This is a genomic window from Catenuloplanes atrovinosus, from assembly GCF_031458235.1.
GTDB lineage: Bacteria > Actinomycetota > Actinomycetes > Mycobacteriales > Micromonosporaceae > Catenuloplanes > Catenuloplanes atrovinosus.
On the sequence record NZ_JAVDYB010000001.1, the window covers coordinates 5,249,931 to 5,268,207 of the forward strand.

Genomic DNA, 18,277 nt, shown 5'->3' on the forward strand with positions numbered 1-18,277 from the left:
GGCCGATAGGGTCGCGGCGTGATCGATCAGGGATATGAGTGTGGGCACTGCGGGGAGCGGCACGAGGGGCTGCCGTTCAGCTACGGGTCCGGGGCGCCCGCGTACTGGCGGGAGGAGTTCGCGGCGGATGAGCGCAGCAGGCTGGAGGACGAGATCTGTGTCATCCAGGGTGAACACTTCTTCGTGCGGGCGCGCCTGGTCATCCCGGTCCACGACGCGGGCGAGGACTTCGAGTGGGGGATCTGGACCACGCTGAGCCGGCCGAACTTCGCCCGCATGCTGGAGGTGTGGGACACGCCGGGGCGGGAGGCGGAGCCGGCGTACTTCGGCTGGCTCTCCACCGAGCTGCCGGTCTACCCGGAGAGCACGATCAATCTCAAGCTCATGGTGCACACCGCGCCGCTCGGGGAGCGTCCGCACGTGCTGGTCGAGCCGACCGAGCACCCGCTCGCGGTGGAGCAGCACCGGGGGATCACGCTGGCGCGGGTCCGCCAGATCGCCTCCCTGGTCCAGCACGCCGGCGCCTGAGAGCGGAAAGGGGCGGCCGGAGCCGCCCCTTCTGCAGAACAGGGACTACTTCACCGCGCCCGACGTCAGACCGGACTGGATCTGCCGCTGGAAGATCGCGTAGATGACGATCATCGGCAGGATGGCCATGGTGAGGGCCGCGAACAGGCCGCCCCAGTCCGCGTGGAAGCCGGCCGTGGTGGAGATGTTCGCGATGCCCTGGGTGAGGACCCACTTCTCCTCGGCGCCCTCGCCCTGCAGCAGCGCGAGCGGCAGCAGGTACTGGTTCCACTGGCCGATCACGTTGAAGATCGTGATGCTGATCAGGCCGGAGCGGGCCATCGGCATCATGACCTGGAAGAAGAGGCGGGTGTGCGAGGCGCCGTCCATGATGGCGGCCTCGGCCACCGAGTTGGGCAGCGACTTGAAGAACGCGGCCAGGAAGAACACCGTGAACGGCAGTGAGTACGCGATGTACACCAGGATCAGGCCGACGTACGAGTTGAGCAGCCCCAGGTTGCGTACCACGAAGAAGAGCGGGACCAGCGCCAGGAACACCGGGAAGGCCAGGCCGGACACGAACAGGTAGTAGATGATCCGGTTGCCGAAGAACGTGTAGCGGGCCAGCACGTAGGCGGCCATCGCGCCCAGCAGCATGGTGCCGGCGGTGCTCAGGCTGACGACGAAGACGCTGTTCAGGAAGTACTGGCCGACGTTCGCCTCGGTCCAGGCGCGGGCCCAGTTGTCGAAGCGGAGCGTGGCCGGCAGCGTCCAGGCGTCACCGAAGATCTCCTCGTTGTCCTTGAACGAGGCGAGGAACGTCCAGACCAGCGGCGCGATGATGAGCAGCGCCCAGACCGCGAGGAACAGGTGCCCGAAGCCGGCCAGGATGTTGATCTCGCGGCGGGTCTTCTTCTCCGGGGACGGCGTCGCGGACGAGACCGGGGCGGGGGTAGCGGTGTCGATTGCCATGGTGATCCCGCCTCACATCTCGACGGATTCGCGCCGGCTGACCCGGAGGCTGAGCGCGGCGAACGTGATGGTCAGGAAGAAGAGTGCCACGCCCATCGCGGAGGCGTAGCCGTACTTGGAGTAGACGAAGGCGTTCCGGTAGATCTCCATGCCGATGACGGTGGTGGAGCCGTCGGGGCCGCCCTGGTCCACGGTGAGCGTCTGCACGATGGCGAAGCAGTCGAACGCGGCGATGCCCAGGTAGACCCAGGCCACCTGCAGCGTGTCCCACAGCAGCGGCAGCGTGACCCGGAAGAACATGCTCGACCGGGTGGCGCCGTCCAGCATCGCGGCCTCGTAGATGTCCTTCGGGATGTTGGACATGCCGGCCGAGAACAGCACCACGTAGAAGCCGACGCCCTGCCAGACCAGCACCGCGACGATCGACCAGAGCGCGAGCTTGGGATCGATCAGGAAGCCGATCGGTTCCAGCCCGGCCTTGCTCACCAGGCTATTGATCATGCCGGAGCCGTCCGGGCGGTAGACCGACTGGAACAGCACGCCGAGGATGGCGATCGCCAGCACCTGCGGGAGGAAGAAGACGACGCGGTAGAACTTGGAGCCCCAGACGCCGGCCATCATGCCCTTCTGGGAGCCGCCGCCGACGTTCAGCATGAACGCGAGGAACAGCGCGATGATGATCGTGATCAGCGGCAGCGCAAGCAGCAGAATCCCGTGGTGCCGTAACGCCTTCCAGAACACCTCGTCCTGGAACAGCCGCGTGAAGTTCTCCAGGCCGACGAACTGGCCGGGAGACAGTCCTCGCCAGTTCGTCAGCGCCATGTAGAAGGCCTGCGCGTACGGCGCGATGACGAAGACGACGTAGATCGTCACGGGTGCCGCGAGGAACCCGATGACGAACGGGTACTTGCCGTGCCGCATGTGGATCAGATCCTCAGGAAAGATGGGCGGGACGCGGAACCCGCGCCCCGCCCTGCCTACATCAGCGGGTGAACTTCGTGATCGACGAGTCGGCCTTGATCGCGTCGGCCTTCTTCTGCATCCGCTCCGCGAACTGGTCGGCGTTCTCGCGGCCGAACATCAGCGCGTTCGTGGCGGTACGCAGCTCGGTGTCGAGCTCCTTGTACCAGCTGTCGAAGCGGTACGAGAAGACGTTCGCGCCGGCCGCCTTCAGCACCGTGGAGGCGCTGGTCAGGCCCGGTGAGAGCTGGATGCCCTCCTCCGCGCCGGCGACCGCGGTCAGCGACTTGTTCAGCTCGATGAAGCCCTTGGCGCCCGCCTTGGACAGCATCTGGCGCGCGTACTCCATACCACCGCGGGGGTTCTTGCCCTTGGCGGAGACGAAGTACGGCTCACCCGCGGTGGCGTACAGGCCGGTGGCCGGCAGCGCGTCGGAGGCGGTCGCGGACGGGATCGGCATGACCGCGTAGTTGAAGCCCTCCGGCGTGGACGCGGACTGCTCCGCCTCCAGCCACGAGCCGGACGGGTAGATCGCGACCTTGCCCTGGTTCTGCTGGAGCTGCACCTCGGTGTGGATCAGGCCCTCGTGCGCCTTGTCCATGTACTTGGCGCCGATCTCCGCCCACTGCGTGGCCGCGGTCTTGATGGCCGGGTGCTTCCACGCGCCGTCCGCCAGGTTGTCGATGTTCTTCAGCACGTCCGGGCCACCGATCTTGGCGGCCGTGGCCAGGATGACCAGGTACTGGTAGTACGGCGCGTTCTTGCCGGCGTACGAGTACGGCGTCATGCCGGCGGCCTTGATCTTGTCCAGCAGCGCGGTGAAGTCGGCCCAGGTGGCCGGCACCGTCCAGCCCTTCTCCTTGAAGAGCTTCTCCGAGTACCAGAGGCCGTAGACCGTGAAGACGTAGTTCAGCACGTACGGCTTGCCGTTGTACGTGCCGGACTCGACCGTGCCGGCGACCAGCGTGTCGGAGACCTTCTTGGCCGGGTCGTCCACGGACGGCGCCGCGAACAGCTCGGACAGGTCCTGCAGCTGCCCGTCCTGGATCAGCGTGCCGAAGTCCATGTACTTGGTGCCGGAGTTGTTCACGAAGTCCGGCGGGGTGCCACCGGCGAACCGCGGCTGCAGCGTCGTCGCGATCTCCTGGGTGGCGGAGTGCTTGATCTGCGCGTTCGGGAACTTCGTCTTGTACAGCGGCTCGTGCACGTCGGTGGCGTACTTCTCGCCGTAGCCGCCGTTGAAGATGACCACCTCGAGCGGGGCCGCCGGGTCGACGCCGAGCGGGTTCTCCGCGCTCTTCTCGCCCTCCGCCTGGTCGGTCGCGCCGCCGTCGCCGCCGCCGGCGACGCAGGCGGAGAGGAAGCCCATGGCCGGGGTGGCCAGCAGGCCGGCGGCCGCGGTCCGGCGGAGCACTGTCCGGCGGGTGAGGTCGTTGTCAGACATGGTGTCGCAGCTCCTTGATGACGAACTACATACCGTTGGCGGAGGGAAGGGTTTCAACTAATCTTTGCGGCCCTTGTGCCCGTCGACTGCCCGGGCGGTGCGCTGAAAGGCCGCATGGGAACGTTCGGTGGTCCGCTGCGCGACCGCGATGTAGAGCAGGTCCAGCACGACCAGCTGCGGGTGCCGCGCGGAGAGCGCGTCCGGCCGGAACGTGGTGGCCTGCGTCGCGGTCAGCAGGACTATGTCGGCCAGCTCCGCCAGCGGTGCGCGCGGAAAACTGGTCAGGGCCACGGTGGTGGCACCGTGACTGCCGGCCTCGGCCAGCATTTCGATCGTCTCGCGGGTCTGCCCGCTGTGCGAGATGCCCAGCGCGACGTCCCCGTTCCGCATCAGCGCGGCGCTGGCCAGACCGTTGTGCACGTCGGTCCACGCCCACGCCGGCACGCCGATGCGGTGCAGGCTGAACTGAATCTCCCCGCCGACCAGCGCGCTGCCGCTGGCGCCGAAGATGTTGACCCGGTCCGCGGTGGCGATCGCCGCCGCCGCGCGCTCCACCTCGGAGAGGTCGAGCAGCGCCGCCGTGTCCTGCATGGCCCGCGTGTCCGCGGCCATGAGCTGGTCGAGAACCCGCTCCAGCGGGTCGCTCGGCTGGATCTCGCGCCCGATGTCGACCGTCCACCCGGCCGCCCGGGCGCGGCCGGTCTCGGCCGCGATGTCCAGCCGCAGGTCGGCGTACCCCTCGAAGCCCAGCGCCCGGCAGAACCGGGTCACCGTCGCCGGCGAGGTGCCGCTGCGCTCGGCCAGCTCCACGATCGTGGACCGGGCCGCGACGGCCGGGTCGGCCAGCACCTGCTCCGCGACCCGCTGCAGCGCGCCGGTGAACTCCGGCAGCCGCGAGCGCACGCGCACCAGGACGCCGCCCTCCCGCACGGAGGCATCGTGCACCGCGGTCACCGCGGCGGTGTCTACCTCCGTCATTAACGCGCCTCCGAAAAGAATGTTTACTGTTTGGTGGTAAAACTTCTTACTGACGCCCCCCTCGTGTCAAGACTTCGGTTGAAGTTTTCAAACCGTTACCGAGCCTGCGGTCACCGATCGTTCACACCCGCGTGCTAACGGAACCCTAAGGACTTGCATCAAGCTGCATAAACGCTGCCCACGGTGCGGTTACTGGCCGTCAGCGCGGCGCGTCGCGTCTTAACAAGATCGAAATCCATGAGGGTACGTGCGGCAACGTGGCCCTGATCGCACGGGAGTCCACGCCACCCTCCGTGAAAATCCGTCTTACCGCGCCGGCACACGAAAAAGCCGGCAACCCGTGATCGGGTTGCCGGCTTTCGCACGGTTCGCGGCGGTCACACCGTCGCGGGCGTCTCCTCCGCGATCGCGGTGTCCGCCGGGAGCGTGTCCATGAACGAACTGACCGAGAAGACCGCGTTGCCGGCGCCGGGCGGGCCGTAGCCGGGCGGCGGCAGGATGCCGTTCGCGTCCATGGTCGCGCGGTACCGGTCCAGCAGCCGGATGTGGTACTCCAGCGGCGCGCCCTCCGGGTTCATCTTCCCCAGCGGCGTGGTCGGCTCCGGGCACCAGGTGGTGAACCGCGGCAGGATGCCCCGCGACATGAAGTACTGCAGGCCCTCGCCGGTCGAGTCGATCGCCTGCTCGACGTCGCGGAAACCGCCGGGCGCGGCCATCTCGATGCCGGCCACGAAGTTCGGGATCACGTTCCGCGGGCCGAAGATCTCCGCCGAGTCGAGAATGCGGCGGTGCCATTCCTCACGGCCGACATAGCGCTCCTTGCCCGGGCAGTAGAGCTCGAACAACCGCTTGTCCCACACCTCGTAATTGGGGTGGTAAATGCGCACGCCGTAGTCGTAGAAACGCTGCACGTCCGCCTTGGGAAGCGCCTGCGCCACCACCTTGCCGATCCAGCGCCCGGGGAACCGCTCCTCGATCGCCTTCGCGTACCGGCCGTAGAAGTCCGCCTCGGCCAGGCCGTCCACCTTGGAGGTGACCGAGCCGCCGGTCAGCGTGTAGGCCTTGGATGCGCCCAGCGTGTCGTACCTGTCGATGATGTCGAGCGCCTCCAGCACCTCCTGCACCGGCTTCACGCCGGTGTAGGGGCGGCCGGCCGCCTTGTGCTGGCGCCAGTTGTGGTTGATGTCGCAGTACTGACATTCCTCCTTGGCGCCGAAATACTGGCAGACCCGGAAGACGGTCAGGTAGATCAGGTAGCCCCACTGAATGGTGGGCGCCACCTCCATCACCGACTTACCGTTCCGCAGCGTGTGCCGGTAATAGTCCGGCATCGGCGGCAGGCCCACGTCCGAGATCGCGCGGCCGTCCAGGAACAGCTTCGCCCGGCCCTCCTCGTCCGCCGCGATCTTGTACGGCGACGCCGGGTTGACCCGGACGGAGACCACGGTGCGGCGCAGGCCGTACGGCCCGCCGGTCAGGATGATCTCCTCCGGCGGGCGGCGCAGCGCGGCCTCGCCCAGCTCCGGCAGTGTCCGGTGGTCGAACGAGAAGATGAAGTACGACTTGGGCTTGACCTCGCCGTCCTCCCCGTCGGTGAGCATCGAGCCGTCGAAGGCGACGCCGCCACGCAGCAGGTCCTCCTTGATCACGGCCTCTTTCGGGATGTGCGGGAACCTTGCCATCAGGTCCTCGATGACGTCGGTACGCCTATCCATCCGCGATCTCCGTCCTGCAAGTGGGTCGTGCGTCGACTCCCAGCGAGCAATTGTCCACCTGGCGCGCACCCGACTGCCAGGTGATGGTCAACAACTCCGGTGTACCCGGGTGGGGCCAGGTTGACAAAGGCTCGGTCTCCACCTCACCATCCGTCCTCGGCGAACACCCCGGGGGCACTGACCGCTGTGCCCCCTGTCACGGCGGCTCAGGGGGTGGGCAGCAGCGCGACCGCCGCCTCCCGGGACAGTCCGCGCCCGCGCGCCACCGCGGCCGCGAACGCCGTCTCCCCCAGCTCCGCCGCCAGCGCGTCGGTCAGCGCCGCCACGTCCATGCTCAGCCGGTCCGGCCCGCCCCGGATCGCCTCCACCGCGCCCGGCAACTCCGCCGCGTCGGCCGGCCGCCCCTCCGCCCGGCGCAGGAACGCGAGCGCCACGCCGGCCCGGGCCAGCACCGGGATGTCCGCGGACCGGATCGCGGCCGCCACCGCGCCGGGCAGCAGCGCGGCGGCCGTCTCCGGGTCCCCGCGCAGCGCCGCGATCACCGCCAGTCCGCAGTCGATCAACACGTCGACCTGCGGCGGCGCGGTCCGGGCCGCCGCCATCAGCGCCCGGGAGCGCCGCAGCTGCGCCTCGCCCCGGTCCAGGTCGCCGAGCGCGGCGAACGCGACGCCGAACGACAGGTACGCGAACGACTGCGCCCGCAGCGACCCGGACTCCGCACACTCCGCCAGCACCGCCTCGAACTCCGCGCGCGCCCGCGCCGGGCCGTCCCGGCGGGCCGCGATCAGCGCGCGCCAGATGCGCTGGTGCGCCAGGTCGTCGCTCACGTTCAGCGTGCGCAGCAGCGTGGTCGACTCGTCGAGCACGGAGAGCGCCGCGTCGAACTCGCCGGCCACCGACAGCGCCTCGGACAGCTCGGTGAGCGACACCGCGAGCCCCAGCCGCTCGCCGAGGTCGCGGAAGATCGCGCAGGCGGTCTCCAGCTCCTCGCGCCGGCCGGCCGGGTCGCCGTCGTTCTCCCGCACGTGCGACCGGATCACGTGCATCATGGCGTGCAACCACGGATCGGGCCCGGCCAGGTGCCGCTCCATCACCGCGAGCGCGGCCGGCGTGTCGTCCTCGAAGACCGGCAGGCCCGCCTCGATCAGCGCGATGAACGGATGCCGGTGCGCCCCGCCCAGCCCGTCCAGCACCGCACGGATCTTGGCCAGCGCCGCCGCCTGATCGATCTCGGTGAACCGCGGAAGCAGGCCCGCGACCAGCACGATCGCGCGCGCGTCGGCCGGCGCCGGGCCGGGCAGCGCGGCCGCGGCGCCGCACCACTCCAGCGCCTCGGCCTGCTTGCCGGTCACGATCCAGTACATGCACAGCGCCGCGGCCAGCCGGACCGCGGTGTCCGCGTCGCCGGCCTCCACCGCGAACCGCAGCGCCGCGATCAGGTCCGCGTGCGCGCCGTCCAGCCGGGCCAGCCACGCCAGCTGCTCCGCGCGGCGCAGGTGCGGCTCGGCCTCCTCGGCCAGCGACAGGAAGTGCCGCGCGTGCGCGACCCGGGTCCGGTGGGCCTCGCCGGACACCGAGAGGCGCTCCGCCGCGTACGCCGCGATGGTGTCCAGCATCCGGTAGCGCGGCTCGGCCGCGTCCGCCGCGGACGCGATCTGCACCAATGAGCGGTCGACCAGGGAGAGCAGCACGTCGCCGGGCACGCCGGAGACCGCCTCCGCGTCGGCCGGGGTGAACGCGCCCGGGAACACGGCCAGCCGCTCCGCGAGCCGCGCCTCCTCCGCGTCCAGCAGGTCCCAGCTCCAGGCCACCACCGCGCGCAGCGTCCGGTGCCGGGGCAGCGCGGTCCGGCTGCCGCCGGTGAGCAGCGCGAACCGGTCGTCGAGCCGGCGCACCACCTCGTGGATCGGCAGCGCCCGCAGCCGCGCCGCGGCCAGCTCGATCGCCAGCGGCATCCCGTCGAGCCGGCGGCAGACCTCCACCACCGCGCCCACGGTGGCGTCGTCGACCGCGAAGTCCGGCCGGGCCGCGACCGCGCGGTCCCGGAACAGCCGCACCGCCGCCCAGCCGAGCGCGTCCGGCGCGCGCACCTCCGCCGCCGGAGGAAGATCCAGCGGGGGTACGGGACAGAGCACCTCCCCGGCGATCCCCAGGCGCTCCCGGCTGGTCGCGATGATCCGCAGTCGCGGGCAGCGGCCGAGCAGCTCGTCCGCGAGCCGGGCCGCGCCGGCGACCACGTGCTCGCAATTGTCCAGCACCAGCACCGCCTCGTGCGGCGCCAGCAGCTCCACCAGCCGGTCGATCGGCGACGACACGCCCGCCCCCGGCCGGCGCGTGCCGCCGAACGCGGTCACCCGCAGCCGTTGCAGCGCGCCGAGCGCGGCCTGCGCCACGTCGTCGTCCGAGGCCACCGGCGCCAGCTCGACCAGCCACACGCCGATGCCGGCGCTCCCGGCCGTACCCTCGAAGATCTCCTGGGCGACCGTGGTCGCCAGCCGCGTCTTGCCGGCGCCGCCCGGACCGACCAGCGTGACCAGCCGGCCCTCGGCGAGTTGCTTGGTGAGCAGCGCGCGCTCCGGTTCGCGGCCGACGAAGCTGTTCAGCGCGGCGCGCAGGTTGGTCCCCGCGGCCGGCGAGGCGGACGGCCGCGGCTGCCCGCGCAGCGCGGCCAGGTGCACCGCCTGCACCTCCGGCGACGGGTCCACGCCCAGCTCGGCGGCGAGCCGCTGGCGCAGCTGCGCGTAGGCGGCCAGCGCCTCGGCGACGCGACCGTCCGCGATCAGCGCGCGCATGCGCAGCGCCTGCACGCGCTCGCGCAGCGGGTGCGCGAGCGCCAGCTCGCCCAGCTCCGCGACGAGTTCCGCCGGCACGCCCGCGTCACCGGCCGCGGTGAGCTCCGCCTCGGCCCGGTCCTCCGCCGCCGTGAGCCGCAGCTCCTCCAGCCGGGCGGCGGCTCCCAGCGCGTACGGCGCGTCGGCCGCGTCGGCCAGTGCGGCGCCGCGCCACAGCCGCAGCGCGTCCCGCAGCGTGGCACCGGCCTCCTCGGCGCGTCCCGCGCGCAGCGCCCGCCGCCCGTCCGCCACCAGCCGCTCGAACTCGGCCGCGTCCACCGCGTCCGCCGGCAGCTCCAGCAGGTATCCGGCCGGCGTCGACCGCAGCACGCCCCCGTCCGGCAGCGCCCGCCGCAGTCGCGACACCAGCTGCTGCACCGCCCCCACCGGATCCGCCGGCGCCCCGTCCGCCCACAGCGCGTCCGCCAGCGCCGCCACCGGCACGGCCCGCCCCGGCTCCAGCGCCAGCCGGATCAGCAGCGCGCGCAGCCGTCCCCCGGCCACCTCGACGGCCACCCCGTCGGCGGCCACCTCCAGCGGCCCCAGAATTCCCACCCGCACCAGGCCACTGTCTCACCCCCACGCCTTCCCGCACTCCCCCACGGGGCGCAGCCCTCTCTCATCCCCGGGTGGTAGCTCGACCGCACGCCGTACGACGCGAGCGCCGCCGGCCCGGCGGAGACGCCGAACTCGCGGGAACGGTGGCCGGGTGCGGGATCGGACGAGGAACCGCCCTCGGACGAGCCGCCTGCCGCGAGCCGCCGCCGGGGCGGTCTCCGAGGTGCGGCGGCCTGCCGCTGGTGGACAGCGGCGGAGCCGCCGCCGGCCCGGGGAGAGGCGCGGCGGCGGCGGACCCGGTGGCAGGGGGTCAGGTGCGGCGGCGGTAGGCGCGGACCGCGAGGGGGGCGAAGACGACCAGGATGGCGAGGGACCAGGCGAGGGTCTTGAGGACCGGGGCGCCGGCGGGGGTGTCGCCGAGCATCAGGGCGCGGGCGGCCTCCATCGCGTGGGTGGCGGGGTTGATGGTGACCCAGGCCTGCAGCCAGCCGGGGAGCGTGTCGGTCGGGACCATCATGTTGGTGCCGAACGTCAGCGGGAACATCACCAGGAAGCCGAGGCCCTGCACCGCGCCGGGCGACCGGACCACCATGCCGATCAGCACGGACACCCAGCTCAGGCAGAAGCCGAACGTCATGGTGACCAGCGCGGCGGCGAGCAGCTGGAGCGGGTCGGTGCCGATCCGGAAGCCGATCGCGTAGCCGAACGCCAGCAGCACCAGGATCGCGACCACGAACCGGATCAGGTCGCCGAGCACGGAGCCGATCAGCGGCGCGGACCGGGCGATCGGCAGGCTGCGGAAGCGGTCGAAGACGCCCTTCTCGATGTCGGTGTTGAGGTTGGTGCCGGTCACCGTGGACGCGAACATGACGGTCTGCACCATGATCGCGGGCAGCAGGAACTGCAGGTAGTCGTGGGTGGAGCCGGCGATCGCGCCGCCCAGCAGGTAGACGAAGATGACGACGAACAGCACCGGCTGGAGCGTCACGTCCAGCAGTTGCTCCGGCGTGCGCAGCGTCTTGAGCAGGCTGCGCTTCGCCAACTGCAGGCTGTGCCGCACCAGGCCGAACGGCCGGGGCCGCGGGCGGACCGGGATCGCGTGGGCGTCGGTCAGCGCGGACGCCGTACCCGTGGAGGTGGTCATGCGGGTTGCTCCTCACGCGTGTCGTGGCGGCCGGTCAGGCTGAAGAAGACCTCGTCCAGGCTGGGCAGGCGCAGCGCCAGCTCCAGCACCGGGATGCCGGCCGCCGCGAGCTGCCGGACCACGTGGCCGAGCGCGGCGTCGCCGTCGACCGGCACGGTGAGCACGCCGCGGCTGGGCGACTCCGGCGCCACGCCGGCCACGCCGTGCAGAATGTCCGCGACCGCGGGCGCGTGCTCCGGGTCGAGCGGGCGGACCACCACGGTCTGGCCGCCGACGATGTGCTTGAGCTGCGCGGGCGTGCCGTGCGCGATGACCCTGCCGTGGTTGATCACGGAGATCTCGTCCGCGAGAGCGTCCGCCTCCTCCAGGTACTGCGTGGTGAGCAGCACGGTCACGCCGTCGGTGACCAGGTTGCGGACCATGGCCCAGACGTCGTCGCGCTTGGCCGGGTCGAGACCGGTGGTCGGCTCGTCCAGGTAGATCACGTCCGGCCGGCCGACCAGGCTCGCGGCCAGGTCGAGGCGGCGTCGCATGCCGCCGGAGTAGGTCTTGACCGGGCGCCCGCCGGCCTCGGTCAGGTCGAACTGCGCCAGCAGTTCGACCGCGCGGGCCCGGCCCTCGGCGCCGCGGTAGTCCAGCAGCGCGGCGATCAGCCGCAGGTTCTGCATGCCGGTCAGGTCCTCGTCGACGGACGCGTACTGCCCGGTGAGGCCGATCAGGCGGCGCACCTTGACCGCGTCCTTGACCACGTCGTAGCCGCCGACCGTGGCGCGCCCGCCGTCCGGGCGCAGCAGCGTGGCCAGGATTCGGACCGCCGTGGTCTTGCCGGCGCCGTTCGGCCCGAGCACGCCGAGCACGGTGCCCGGCCTGCCGATCAGGTCCACGCCGTCCAGCGCGGTCGTCTTTCCGTAGCGTTTCACCAGGCCCTCGGCCTGGAATGCGGCGGTCATGGTCACCCCTCGGGTCATCGTCGCGGTGTTGCGATCCCAAGACTGCGGGGCGGCGCTGACAGCACGGGCACAGATCACTGACACGGCCCGGGCGGCTCATGTCAGGCCGGCGACCACGTCCAGCGCGAACGGGCGGATGACCTCGGTGACGGTGCGGTCCAGGATGCCGGGCAGCGTCCGGGCCGTGACCCGGTTCTCCTCCGGGATGTCCGACTCGGCGGCGAACGACGGCTGGTAGGTGAGGTCGATTCGCGCGTTGCCGTCCCGGATCACGCAGTCGTAGAGCACGTTCACGGTGTCCAGGTCCGCGACGCCGACGCACAGCGACTCGTCGCCGGCGCCGGCGATCACGGTTTCCGCGCTCAGCACCCGCGCCTGCCGGATCAGGCTCGACCGGTTCGCGAAGCCCTCGCGCGCCTTGTCGATGCCGCTCGACCGCCAGTCGCGGTACCGGTAGGTCACGGCGATGTCCAGCGTGCCGCGATCGGCGAACTCGATCGCGCAGGTGTTCTCCGGGTCGCCGAGGCCGCCCAGGCCCTTGCCGTCGAGCGGCGTCCCGGCGCCGATCAGCTCCCGGGTCTGCGCGCCGGTCAGCGTGGCGCACACCCGCGGCGGCGTGCGGTGCGGCCCGTCGGGGAAGGTCAGGTAGCGGATGCCGAGGAACGCGGCCGGCAGCACCACGGCCACGGACAGGACCGCGGACAGCACGATCAGCGCGATCGCGGCCGGGTTCCGCCGTCGTGGCGCGGGCGCCGGTGGCTGCCCGCCCACGAACACGAACGGCGGCGACTGCTGGGGCTGGTACGGATGCACGCACGCACCCTAGTCAGCCGCCGCCGGGCGCGCGCGTCAGCTCTGCGTGGGGAAGCCCAGGTTGAGCCCGCCGTGCGACGGGTCCAGCCAGCGGCTGGTGACGACCTTGCCGCGGGTGAAGAAGTGCACGCCCTCCAGCCCGTGCGCGTGGGTGTCGCCGAACAGCGAGGCCTTCCAGCCGCCGAACGAGTAGTAGGCCATCGGCACCGGGATCGGCACGTTCACGCCCACCATGCCGACCTCCACCTCGTGCTGGAAGCGCCGGGCCGCGCCGCCGTCGTTGGTGAAGATCGCGGTGCCGTTGCCGTACGGCGAGTCGTTGACCAGGGTGAGCGCCTCGTCGTACGAGCCCGTGCGGACCACGGAGAGCACCGGGCCGAAGATCTCGTCCCGGTAGATCGACATGTCCGGCGTGACGTGGTCGAACAGCGTGGGCCCGAGCCAGAACCCGCCGGGCTCGCCGTCCACGGCCGGGTCGCGGCCGTCCACCACCGCGGTCGCGCCGGCCTCGACCCCGGCGGCGACGTAGGACGCGACCCGGTCCCGGTGCGCGCCGGTGACCAGCGGGCCCATGTCGCAGCCGCGCCGGCCGTCGCCGGTCCGGATGCCGGACATCCGGAAAGCGATCTTGGCGACCAACTCGTCCGCGATCGGCTCCACGGCCACCACCACGGAGATCGCCATGCAGCGCTCGCCGGCCGAGCCGAACCCGGCGTTGACCGCGGCGTCCGCGGCCAGGTCCAGGTCGGCGTCGGGGAGCACGACCATGTGGTTCTTCGCGCCGCCGAGCGCCTGCACGCGCTTGCCGGCCGCGGTGCCGCGCTGGTAGACGTACCGGGCGACCGGGGTGGAGCCGACGAACGAGACCGCCTTGACCGCGGGGTGGTCGAGCAGCGCGTCGACCGCCTCCTTGTCGCCGTGCACCACGTTGAGCACGCCCTCGGGGAGCCCGGCCTCGGCGAACCACTCGGCCAGCAGCACGGCCGCGCCCGGGTCCTTCTCCGACGGCTTGAGCACGACCGCGTTGCCGGCCGCGATCGCGATCGGCACGAACCACAGCGGGACCATCGCCGGGAAGTTGAACGGGGAGATGACCGCGACCACGCCGAGCGGCTGGCGGATCGCGTACGAGTCGACGCCGGTGGACACGTTCTCGCTGAAGCCGGCCCGGACCAGGGTGGGGATGCCGCACGCGTACTCGACCACCTCGAGGCCGCGCTGCACCTCGCCGGCCGCGTCGGACAGCACCTTGCCGTGCTGCGCGGTGACCACGGCGGCCAGTTCGTCCCGGCGCGCGTTCATGATCTCCCGGAACGCGAAGAGCACGGCGGACCGCTTCGCCAGGGACGCGTCCCGCCAGCTGCGGGCCGCGTCCGAGGCGACCCGCACGGCCGCGTCCACGTCGTCCGCGGACGCGAACACCACCGTGTCGGCGACCGTGCCGGTGGCCGGGTCGAAGACGTCACCGGTCCGGGTGGAGGTGCCGGGCCAGGGCTTTCCGCCCACGAAGTGCGCGATCACTAGAGGGTCACCGCCTCTGCGTCTGCCGTCGCGATCGCGTTCACCAGGATCTGGAGGCCCTCGCGCGCCTCGTCCTCGGTGAGCGTGAGCGGCGGTCCCATCCGGAGCACGTTGTTGTAGAGGCCGCCCTTGCCGACCAGCAGCCCGTTGCGCCGGCACTCGTCGAAGACGCGCACGGTCGAGGCCGCGTCCGGCTCGGTGGTGCCCGGGTGCACGAACTCCAGCCCGATCATCAGGCCGCGCCCGCGTACCTCCGCGAGGATTCTGTAGTCGGGTTGGGCGGCCCTCAGGCCGTCGAGCAGGATCGCGCCGGTACGGGCCGCGTTCGCCTGCAGGTCGTGGTCGAGCACGTAGTCGAGCACCGCGTTGCCGGCGGCCGTGGAGATCGGGTTGCCGCCGAACGTGGAGAAGCTGATCGCCGGCACCGCGTCGATCACCTCGGCCCGTCCGACCACGCCGGCCAGTGCGAACCCGTTGCCGATGCCCTTGGCGAAGGTCAGCAGGTCCGGCGTCACGCCGTGCGCCTGGTAGCCCCAGAAGTGCTCGCCGGTGCGGCCCCAGCCGGTCTGCACCTCGTCCGAGATCAGCAGGATGCCGTGCGCGTCCAGCACCTTCTTCAGCGCGCCGAGCGTGCCGTCCGGCGCGTGGACGAAGCCGCCGACGCCCTGGATCGGCTCCGCGATCAGCGCGGCGACGTCACCGGCGGTCTGCGTGGCCAGCACCTCGCGCAGGTCTTCGACCGCCGCGTCGATGTGATCGGAGTCGGACAGCGAGGCCAGCAGGCCGCGCACCCGGTCGCCCGAGTGCAGCCAGGAGACGGAGAACGGGTTGAGCGAGCTGGCCGACCAGCTGCGGTGCCCGGTGACGCCCATGGTGGCGAGCGTGCGGCCGTGGTAGCTGTTGCGGATCGCCAGGATCTGGTTGGAGCGGCGCAGGTTCGCGGCCATCAGCAGCGCGGCCTCGTTGGCCTCGGAGCCGGAGTTGGTGAAGAAGACGCGCGCGTCCGGGATGCCGGAGACCCGCGCGATCTTCTCGGCCAGCTCGACCTGCCGGCGGATCAGGTACAGCGTGGAGGTGTGCACGACGCCGGTGGCCAGCTGGCGCTCCACCGCCTCGCGGATCTCCGGCACGTCGTACCCGATCATGTTGGTCAGCACGCCGCCGAAGAAGTCCAGGTAGCTGCGCCCGTGCTGATCGACCACCCGCCGGCCGGACCCCGAGACGATCTCGATCGGGTCGTCCGGGTAGTAGATCGGCATCCACGACGGCAGCACCGCGCGATGGCGCGCCAGCAGGTCATCGCTCATACCCCTGCACGCTTCCATCCGAGCCCGGGCAGGGCAACTGACACGCTGTCGCCCCGTGCTCGCCCGGTCCTGACACGTTGCCGGCCGCGTTTCGCCGGATCGAGAACCGGGAATCCCGCTCGCATGGCGGACGATACGGTGCGGGCCCGTTACTCCCAGGGCGCGAAGTTCGGATTGATGCTGCTGTTCCTGCTGGCGTTGAGCGTGGCGCAGCCGTTCATCTTCTGGCAGTTCGAGCTGCCACTCTGGCAGCGCCTGCTGCTGCCGGTGGTGACGGTCACGCTGAGCTGGTGGTGGGCGCTGTTCCGGATGGTGTACCGGATGACGCTCACCGGCTCCGAGCTTCGACTGCGCGCGGCGCTGTGGTCGTGGCGCATCCCGCTCGCCGAGGTGGACCGGGTCGGCGGCGCCGGCGGGCAGAACCTGGTCACTGTGCGCCGCCGGGACGGCAAGAGCTGGAGCGCGCTCAGCGGCAGCGGGATCGTGGAGTTCGCGGAGCGGGTCGCGGAGGCCGCACCGGGTGCGCGCGGCGCGGACGCGCTGGTCCGCACGGAGGACCGGATGACGCGCTTCTTCGAGAAGAGCTGACTATCATAATCGGACTTTCGGGCGTTTCCCCCCGTCATCCGCCGGGCACAGGAGGCGTTCCCCAGGTCGGAGGGCTACCGTTACGCCATGTCAGAAGTGGTGTACCCGCCAGTCATCGCAGCGTCGAAGCTGATGTTCAAGGTTCTGGACCTCAAGATCCGGGTCGAGGGCGCGGAGAACGTGCCCCGCACGGGTGGCGCGGTACTGGCCAGCAACCACATCGGCTACCTCGACTTCATCTTCGCCGGCTTCGGCGCACATCCGGCCAAGCGCATGGTCCGTTTCATGGCCAAGCAGGAGGTCTTCAAGCACCGGATCTCCGGCCCGCTGATGCGCGGCATGAAGCACATCCCGGTCGACCGGGAGTCCGGCGTCCAATCGTTCCGGGACGCGCTGACCGCGCTGAAGAGCGGCGAGGTGGTCGGCATCTTCCCGGAGGCGACGATCAGCCGCTCGTTCACGGTCAAGGACGTCAAGTCCGGCGCCACCCGGCTGGCCATGTCCGCGGGCGTGCCGCTGATCCCGCTCGCGCTCTGGGGCACGCACCGGCTCTGGACCAAGGGCCGGCCGCGCACCCTCACCCGGCGGCACACGCCGATCACCATCCTGGTCGGCGAGCCGATGCAGGTGAACCGCAAGGACGACGTGAACGCCGCCACCGCGGAGCTGCGCCGCCGGATGTCCGCGCTGGTCGAGAAGGCGCAGCGGGAGTACCCGGACAAGCCGAAGGACGACGAGGACCGCTGGTGGCTGCCGGCCTACCTGGGTGGCACGGCGCCGCAGCCGGCCGCCGCACCGGCCGCCTGATCATCCGGCTCCCGGCGGCGCCTCGACGGCCATAATTGCCTGGTTACCGACGGGTCGGGCGAAGTCAGTTTCCGGCCGGCGGGGTGGTCTCAAAGCTGCGAACCTACGGTACCGTAACCGTAGGTTCGCCTCGCCCAAGCCGGGCCTGCCCCCCGTACCCCTGGAGGTCTCGTGACCGTCGACCAAGAAACCACGCGGGCGCTCCTGCTCGAGCTCGAGCCCGTGGTGGAGACCAACCTGAACCGGCACATCGGCCTGGCCAAGGAGTGGTTCCCGCACGAGTACGTCCCGTGGTCCGACGGCACGAACTTCGACGGCCCGCTCGGCGGCACCGCCTGGGCGCCGGAGCAGTCCAAGCTCTCCGAGGTCGCCCGCACCTCGCTGATCGTCAACCTGCTCACCGAGGACAACCTGCCCAGCTACCACCACGAGATCGCGGTCATGTTCGGCCGGGACGGCGCCTGGGGCGACTGGGTGCACCGGTGGACCGCCGAGGAGGGCCGGCACGGCATCGCGATCCGCGACTACCTGCTGACCACGCGCGCGGTCGACCCGGTGGAGCTGGAGCGGCTGCGGATGACGCACATGTCCGCCGGCTTCCAGAACGACCACGACCAGAGCATCCTGCACTCCATCGCGTACGTGTCGTTCCAGGAGCTGGCCACCCGCGTCTCGCACCGCAACACCGGCAAGTTCTCCGGCGACCCGGTCTGCGACGCCATGCTCGCCCGGATCGCCACGGACGAGAACCTGCACATGGTCTTCTACCGCAACCTGCTGGAGGCCTCGCTCCAGGTCTCCCCGGACCTGGCGATGCGCGCCATCTCGGACGTGGTCCGCTCGTTCCAGATGCCCGGCCACGGCATCGAGAACTTCTCCCGCAAGTCGGTCCAGATCGCCATGGCCGGCATCTACGACCTGCGCATCCACCACGACGAGGTGCTCATGCCGGTGCTGCGCAAGCTGCGCGTGCTGGAGACGCCGGGCCTCACCGGCGACGGCGCCAAGGCCCGCGACGAGCTCGGCGAGTTCCTCGACAACCTGGACGCGCAGGCGACCCGGTTCACCGAGCGCCGCGAGGCCAACCGCGCCCGCCAGGCCGCCCGCAACGGCTGACGCCCCGCGCGCCGGGTGGCGGGCGGAGCTACCATTGCGCGCGGCCGGGGGACGGCCTGGCTGGCG

General features: G+C 71.3%; 15 protein-coding genes. 4 read left to right on the forward strand and 11 right to left on the reverse strand.

The annotated features are described in order from the left end of the window. Nucleotides 1-18 precede the first annotated feature (18 nt). The gene (locus tag J2S41_RS23285) at nt 19-528 is read left to right on the forward strand and encodes a DUF2199 domain-containing protein (protein WP_310370463.1); all 510 of its coding nucleotides are present in this window, start codon (nt 19-21) and stop codon (nt 526-528) included. Between the two features lie 45 nt (nt 529-573). On the opposite strand, the gene J2S41_RS23290 is transcribed toward J2S41_RS23285, so the two are convergent. The 11 genes from J2S41_RS23290 to J2S41_RS23340 all read right to left on the reverse strand — a co-directional run bounded on the left by J2S41_RS23290 (nt 574) and on the right by J2S41_RS23340 (nt 15,700). Beyond that, complete coding sequence (locus tag J2S41_RS23290; protein WP_310370465.1) at nt 574-1,479, reverse strand: carbohydrate ABC transporter permease; 906 nt, start codon at nt 1,477-1,479, stop codon at nt 574-576. A 12-nt stretch (nt 1,480-1,491) separates the two neighbouring features. Further along, a complete protein-coding gene (locus J2S41_RS23295; RefSeq protein WP_310370467.1) occupies nt 1,492-2,400 on the reverse strand; it encodes a carbohydrate ABC transporter permease in 909 nt (302 codons plus the stop codon). 61 nt (nt 2,401-2,461) lie between these two features. Continuing rightward, nucleotides 2,462-3,883, reverse strand: a complete 1,422-nt coding sequence (ngcE, locus tag J2S41_RS23300; protein WP_310370469.1) for an N-acetylglucosamine/diacetylchitobiose ABC transporter substrate-binding protein — start codon at nt 3,881-3,883, stop codon at nt 2,462-2,464. A 57-nt stretch (nt 3,884-3,940) separates the two neighbouring features. After that, complete coding sequence (locus J2S41_RS23305; RefSeq protein ID WP_310370471.1) at nt 3,941-4,861, reverse strand: MurR/RpiR family transcriptional regulator; 921 nt, start codon at nt 4,859-4,861, stop codon at nt 3,941-3,943. Nucleotides 4,862-5,238: 377 nt separating this feature from the next. Beyond that, nucleotides 5,239-6,576 carry a radical SAM protein gene (locus J2S41_RS23310; protein WP_310370473.1) on the reverse strand — a complete coding sequence of 446 codons (1,338 nt, stop codon included), beginning with the start codon at nt 6,574-6,576 and terminating at the stop codon, nt 5,239-5,241. Nucleotides 6,577-6,782: 206 nt separating this feature from the next. Further along, nucleotides 6,783-9,968 carry an ATP-binding protein gene (locus tag J2S41_RS23315; protein ID WP_310370474.1) on the reverse strand — a complete coding sequence of 1,062 codons (3,186 nt, stop codon included), beginning with the start codon at nt 9,966-9,968 and terminating at the stop codon, nt 6,783-6,785. A 307-nt stretch (nt 9,969-10,275) separates the two neighbouring features. Further along, complete coding sequence (locus J2S41_RS23320) at nt 10,276-11,109, reverse strand: ABC transporter permease (RefSeq protein ID WP_310370476.1); 834 nt, start codon at nt 11,107-11,109, stop codon at nt 10,276-10,278. Then, entirely contained in the window at nt 11,106-12,059 is a 954-nt protein-coding gene (locus tag J2S41_RS23325; RefSeq protein ID WP_310370478.1) for an ATP-binding cassette domain-containing protein, read from the reverse strand. Before J2S41_RS23325 ends, J2S41_RS23320 begins: the two co-directional genes overlap by 4 nt. Nucleotides 12,060-12,155: 96 nt before the next feature. Beyond that, on the reverse strand, nt 12,156-12,872 hold the full coding sequence (locus tag J2S41_RS23330; RefSeq protein ID WP_310370480.1) for a hypothetical protein: 717 nt from the start codon (nt 12,870-12,872) through the stop codon (nt 12,156-12,158). Between the two features lie 36 nt (nt 12,873-12,908). Beyond that, nucleotides 12,909-14,393: a CoA-acylating methylmalonate-semialdehyde dehydrogenase gene (locus tag J2S41_RS23335; protein ID WP_310370482.1), complete on the reverse strand. Its 1,485-nt coding sequence runs from the start codon at nt 14,391-14,393 to the stop codon at nt 12,909-12,911. Beyond that, on the reverse strand, nt 14,393-15,700 hold the full coding sequence (locus J2S41_RS23340; RefSeq protein ID WP_310370484.1) for an aspartate aminotransferase family protein: 1,308 nt from the start codon (nt 15,698-15,700) through the stop codon (nt 14,393-14,395). The genes J2S41_RS23335 and J2S41_RS23340 overlap by 1 nt, the downstream gene beginning before the upstream one ends. Before the next feature lie 123 nt (nt 15,701-15,823). On the opposite strand from J2S41_RS23340, the gene J2S41_RS23345 reads away from it, so the two are divergent. From J2S41_RS23345 to J2S41_RS23355, 3 genes are all read left to right on the forward strand, one after another. After that, entirely contained in the window at nt 15,824-16,288 is a 465-nt protein-coding gene (locus tag J2S41_RS23345; RefSeq protein WP_310370486.1) for a hypothetical protein, read from the forward strand. An 87-nt stretch (nt 16,289-16,375) separates the two neighbouring features. Then, nucleotides 16,376-17,095 (forward strand): lysophospholipid acyltransferase family protein, encoded by a 720-nt coding sequence (locus J2S41_RS23350; protein WP_310370487.1) that lies wholly within the window; start codon nt 16,376-16,378, stop codon nt 17,093-17,095. 171 nt (nt 17,096-17,266) lie between these two features. Beyond that, entirely contained in the window at nt 17,267-18,211 is a 945-nt protein-coding gene (locus J2S41_RS23355) for an acyl-ACP desaturase (protein ID WP_310370489.1), read from the forward strand. Nucleotides 18,212-18,277: the final 66 nt, after the last annotated feature.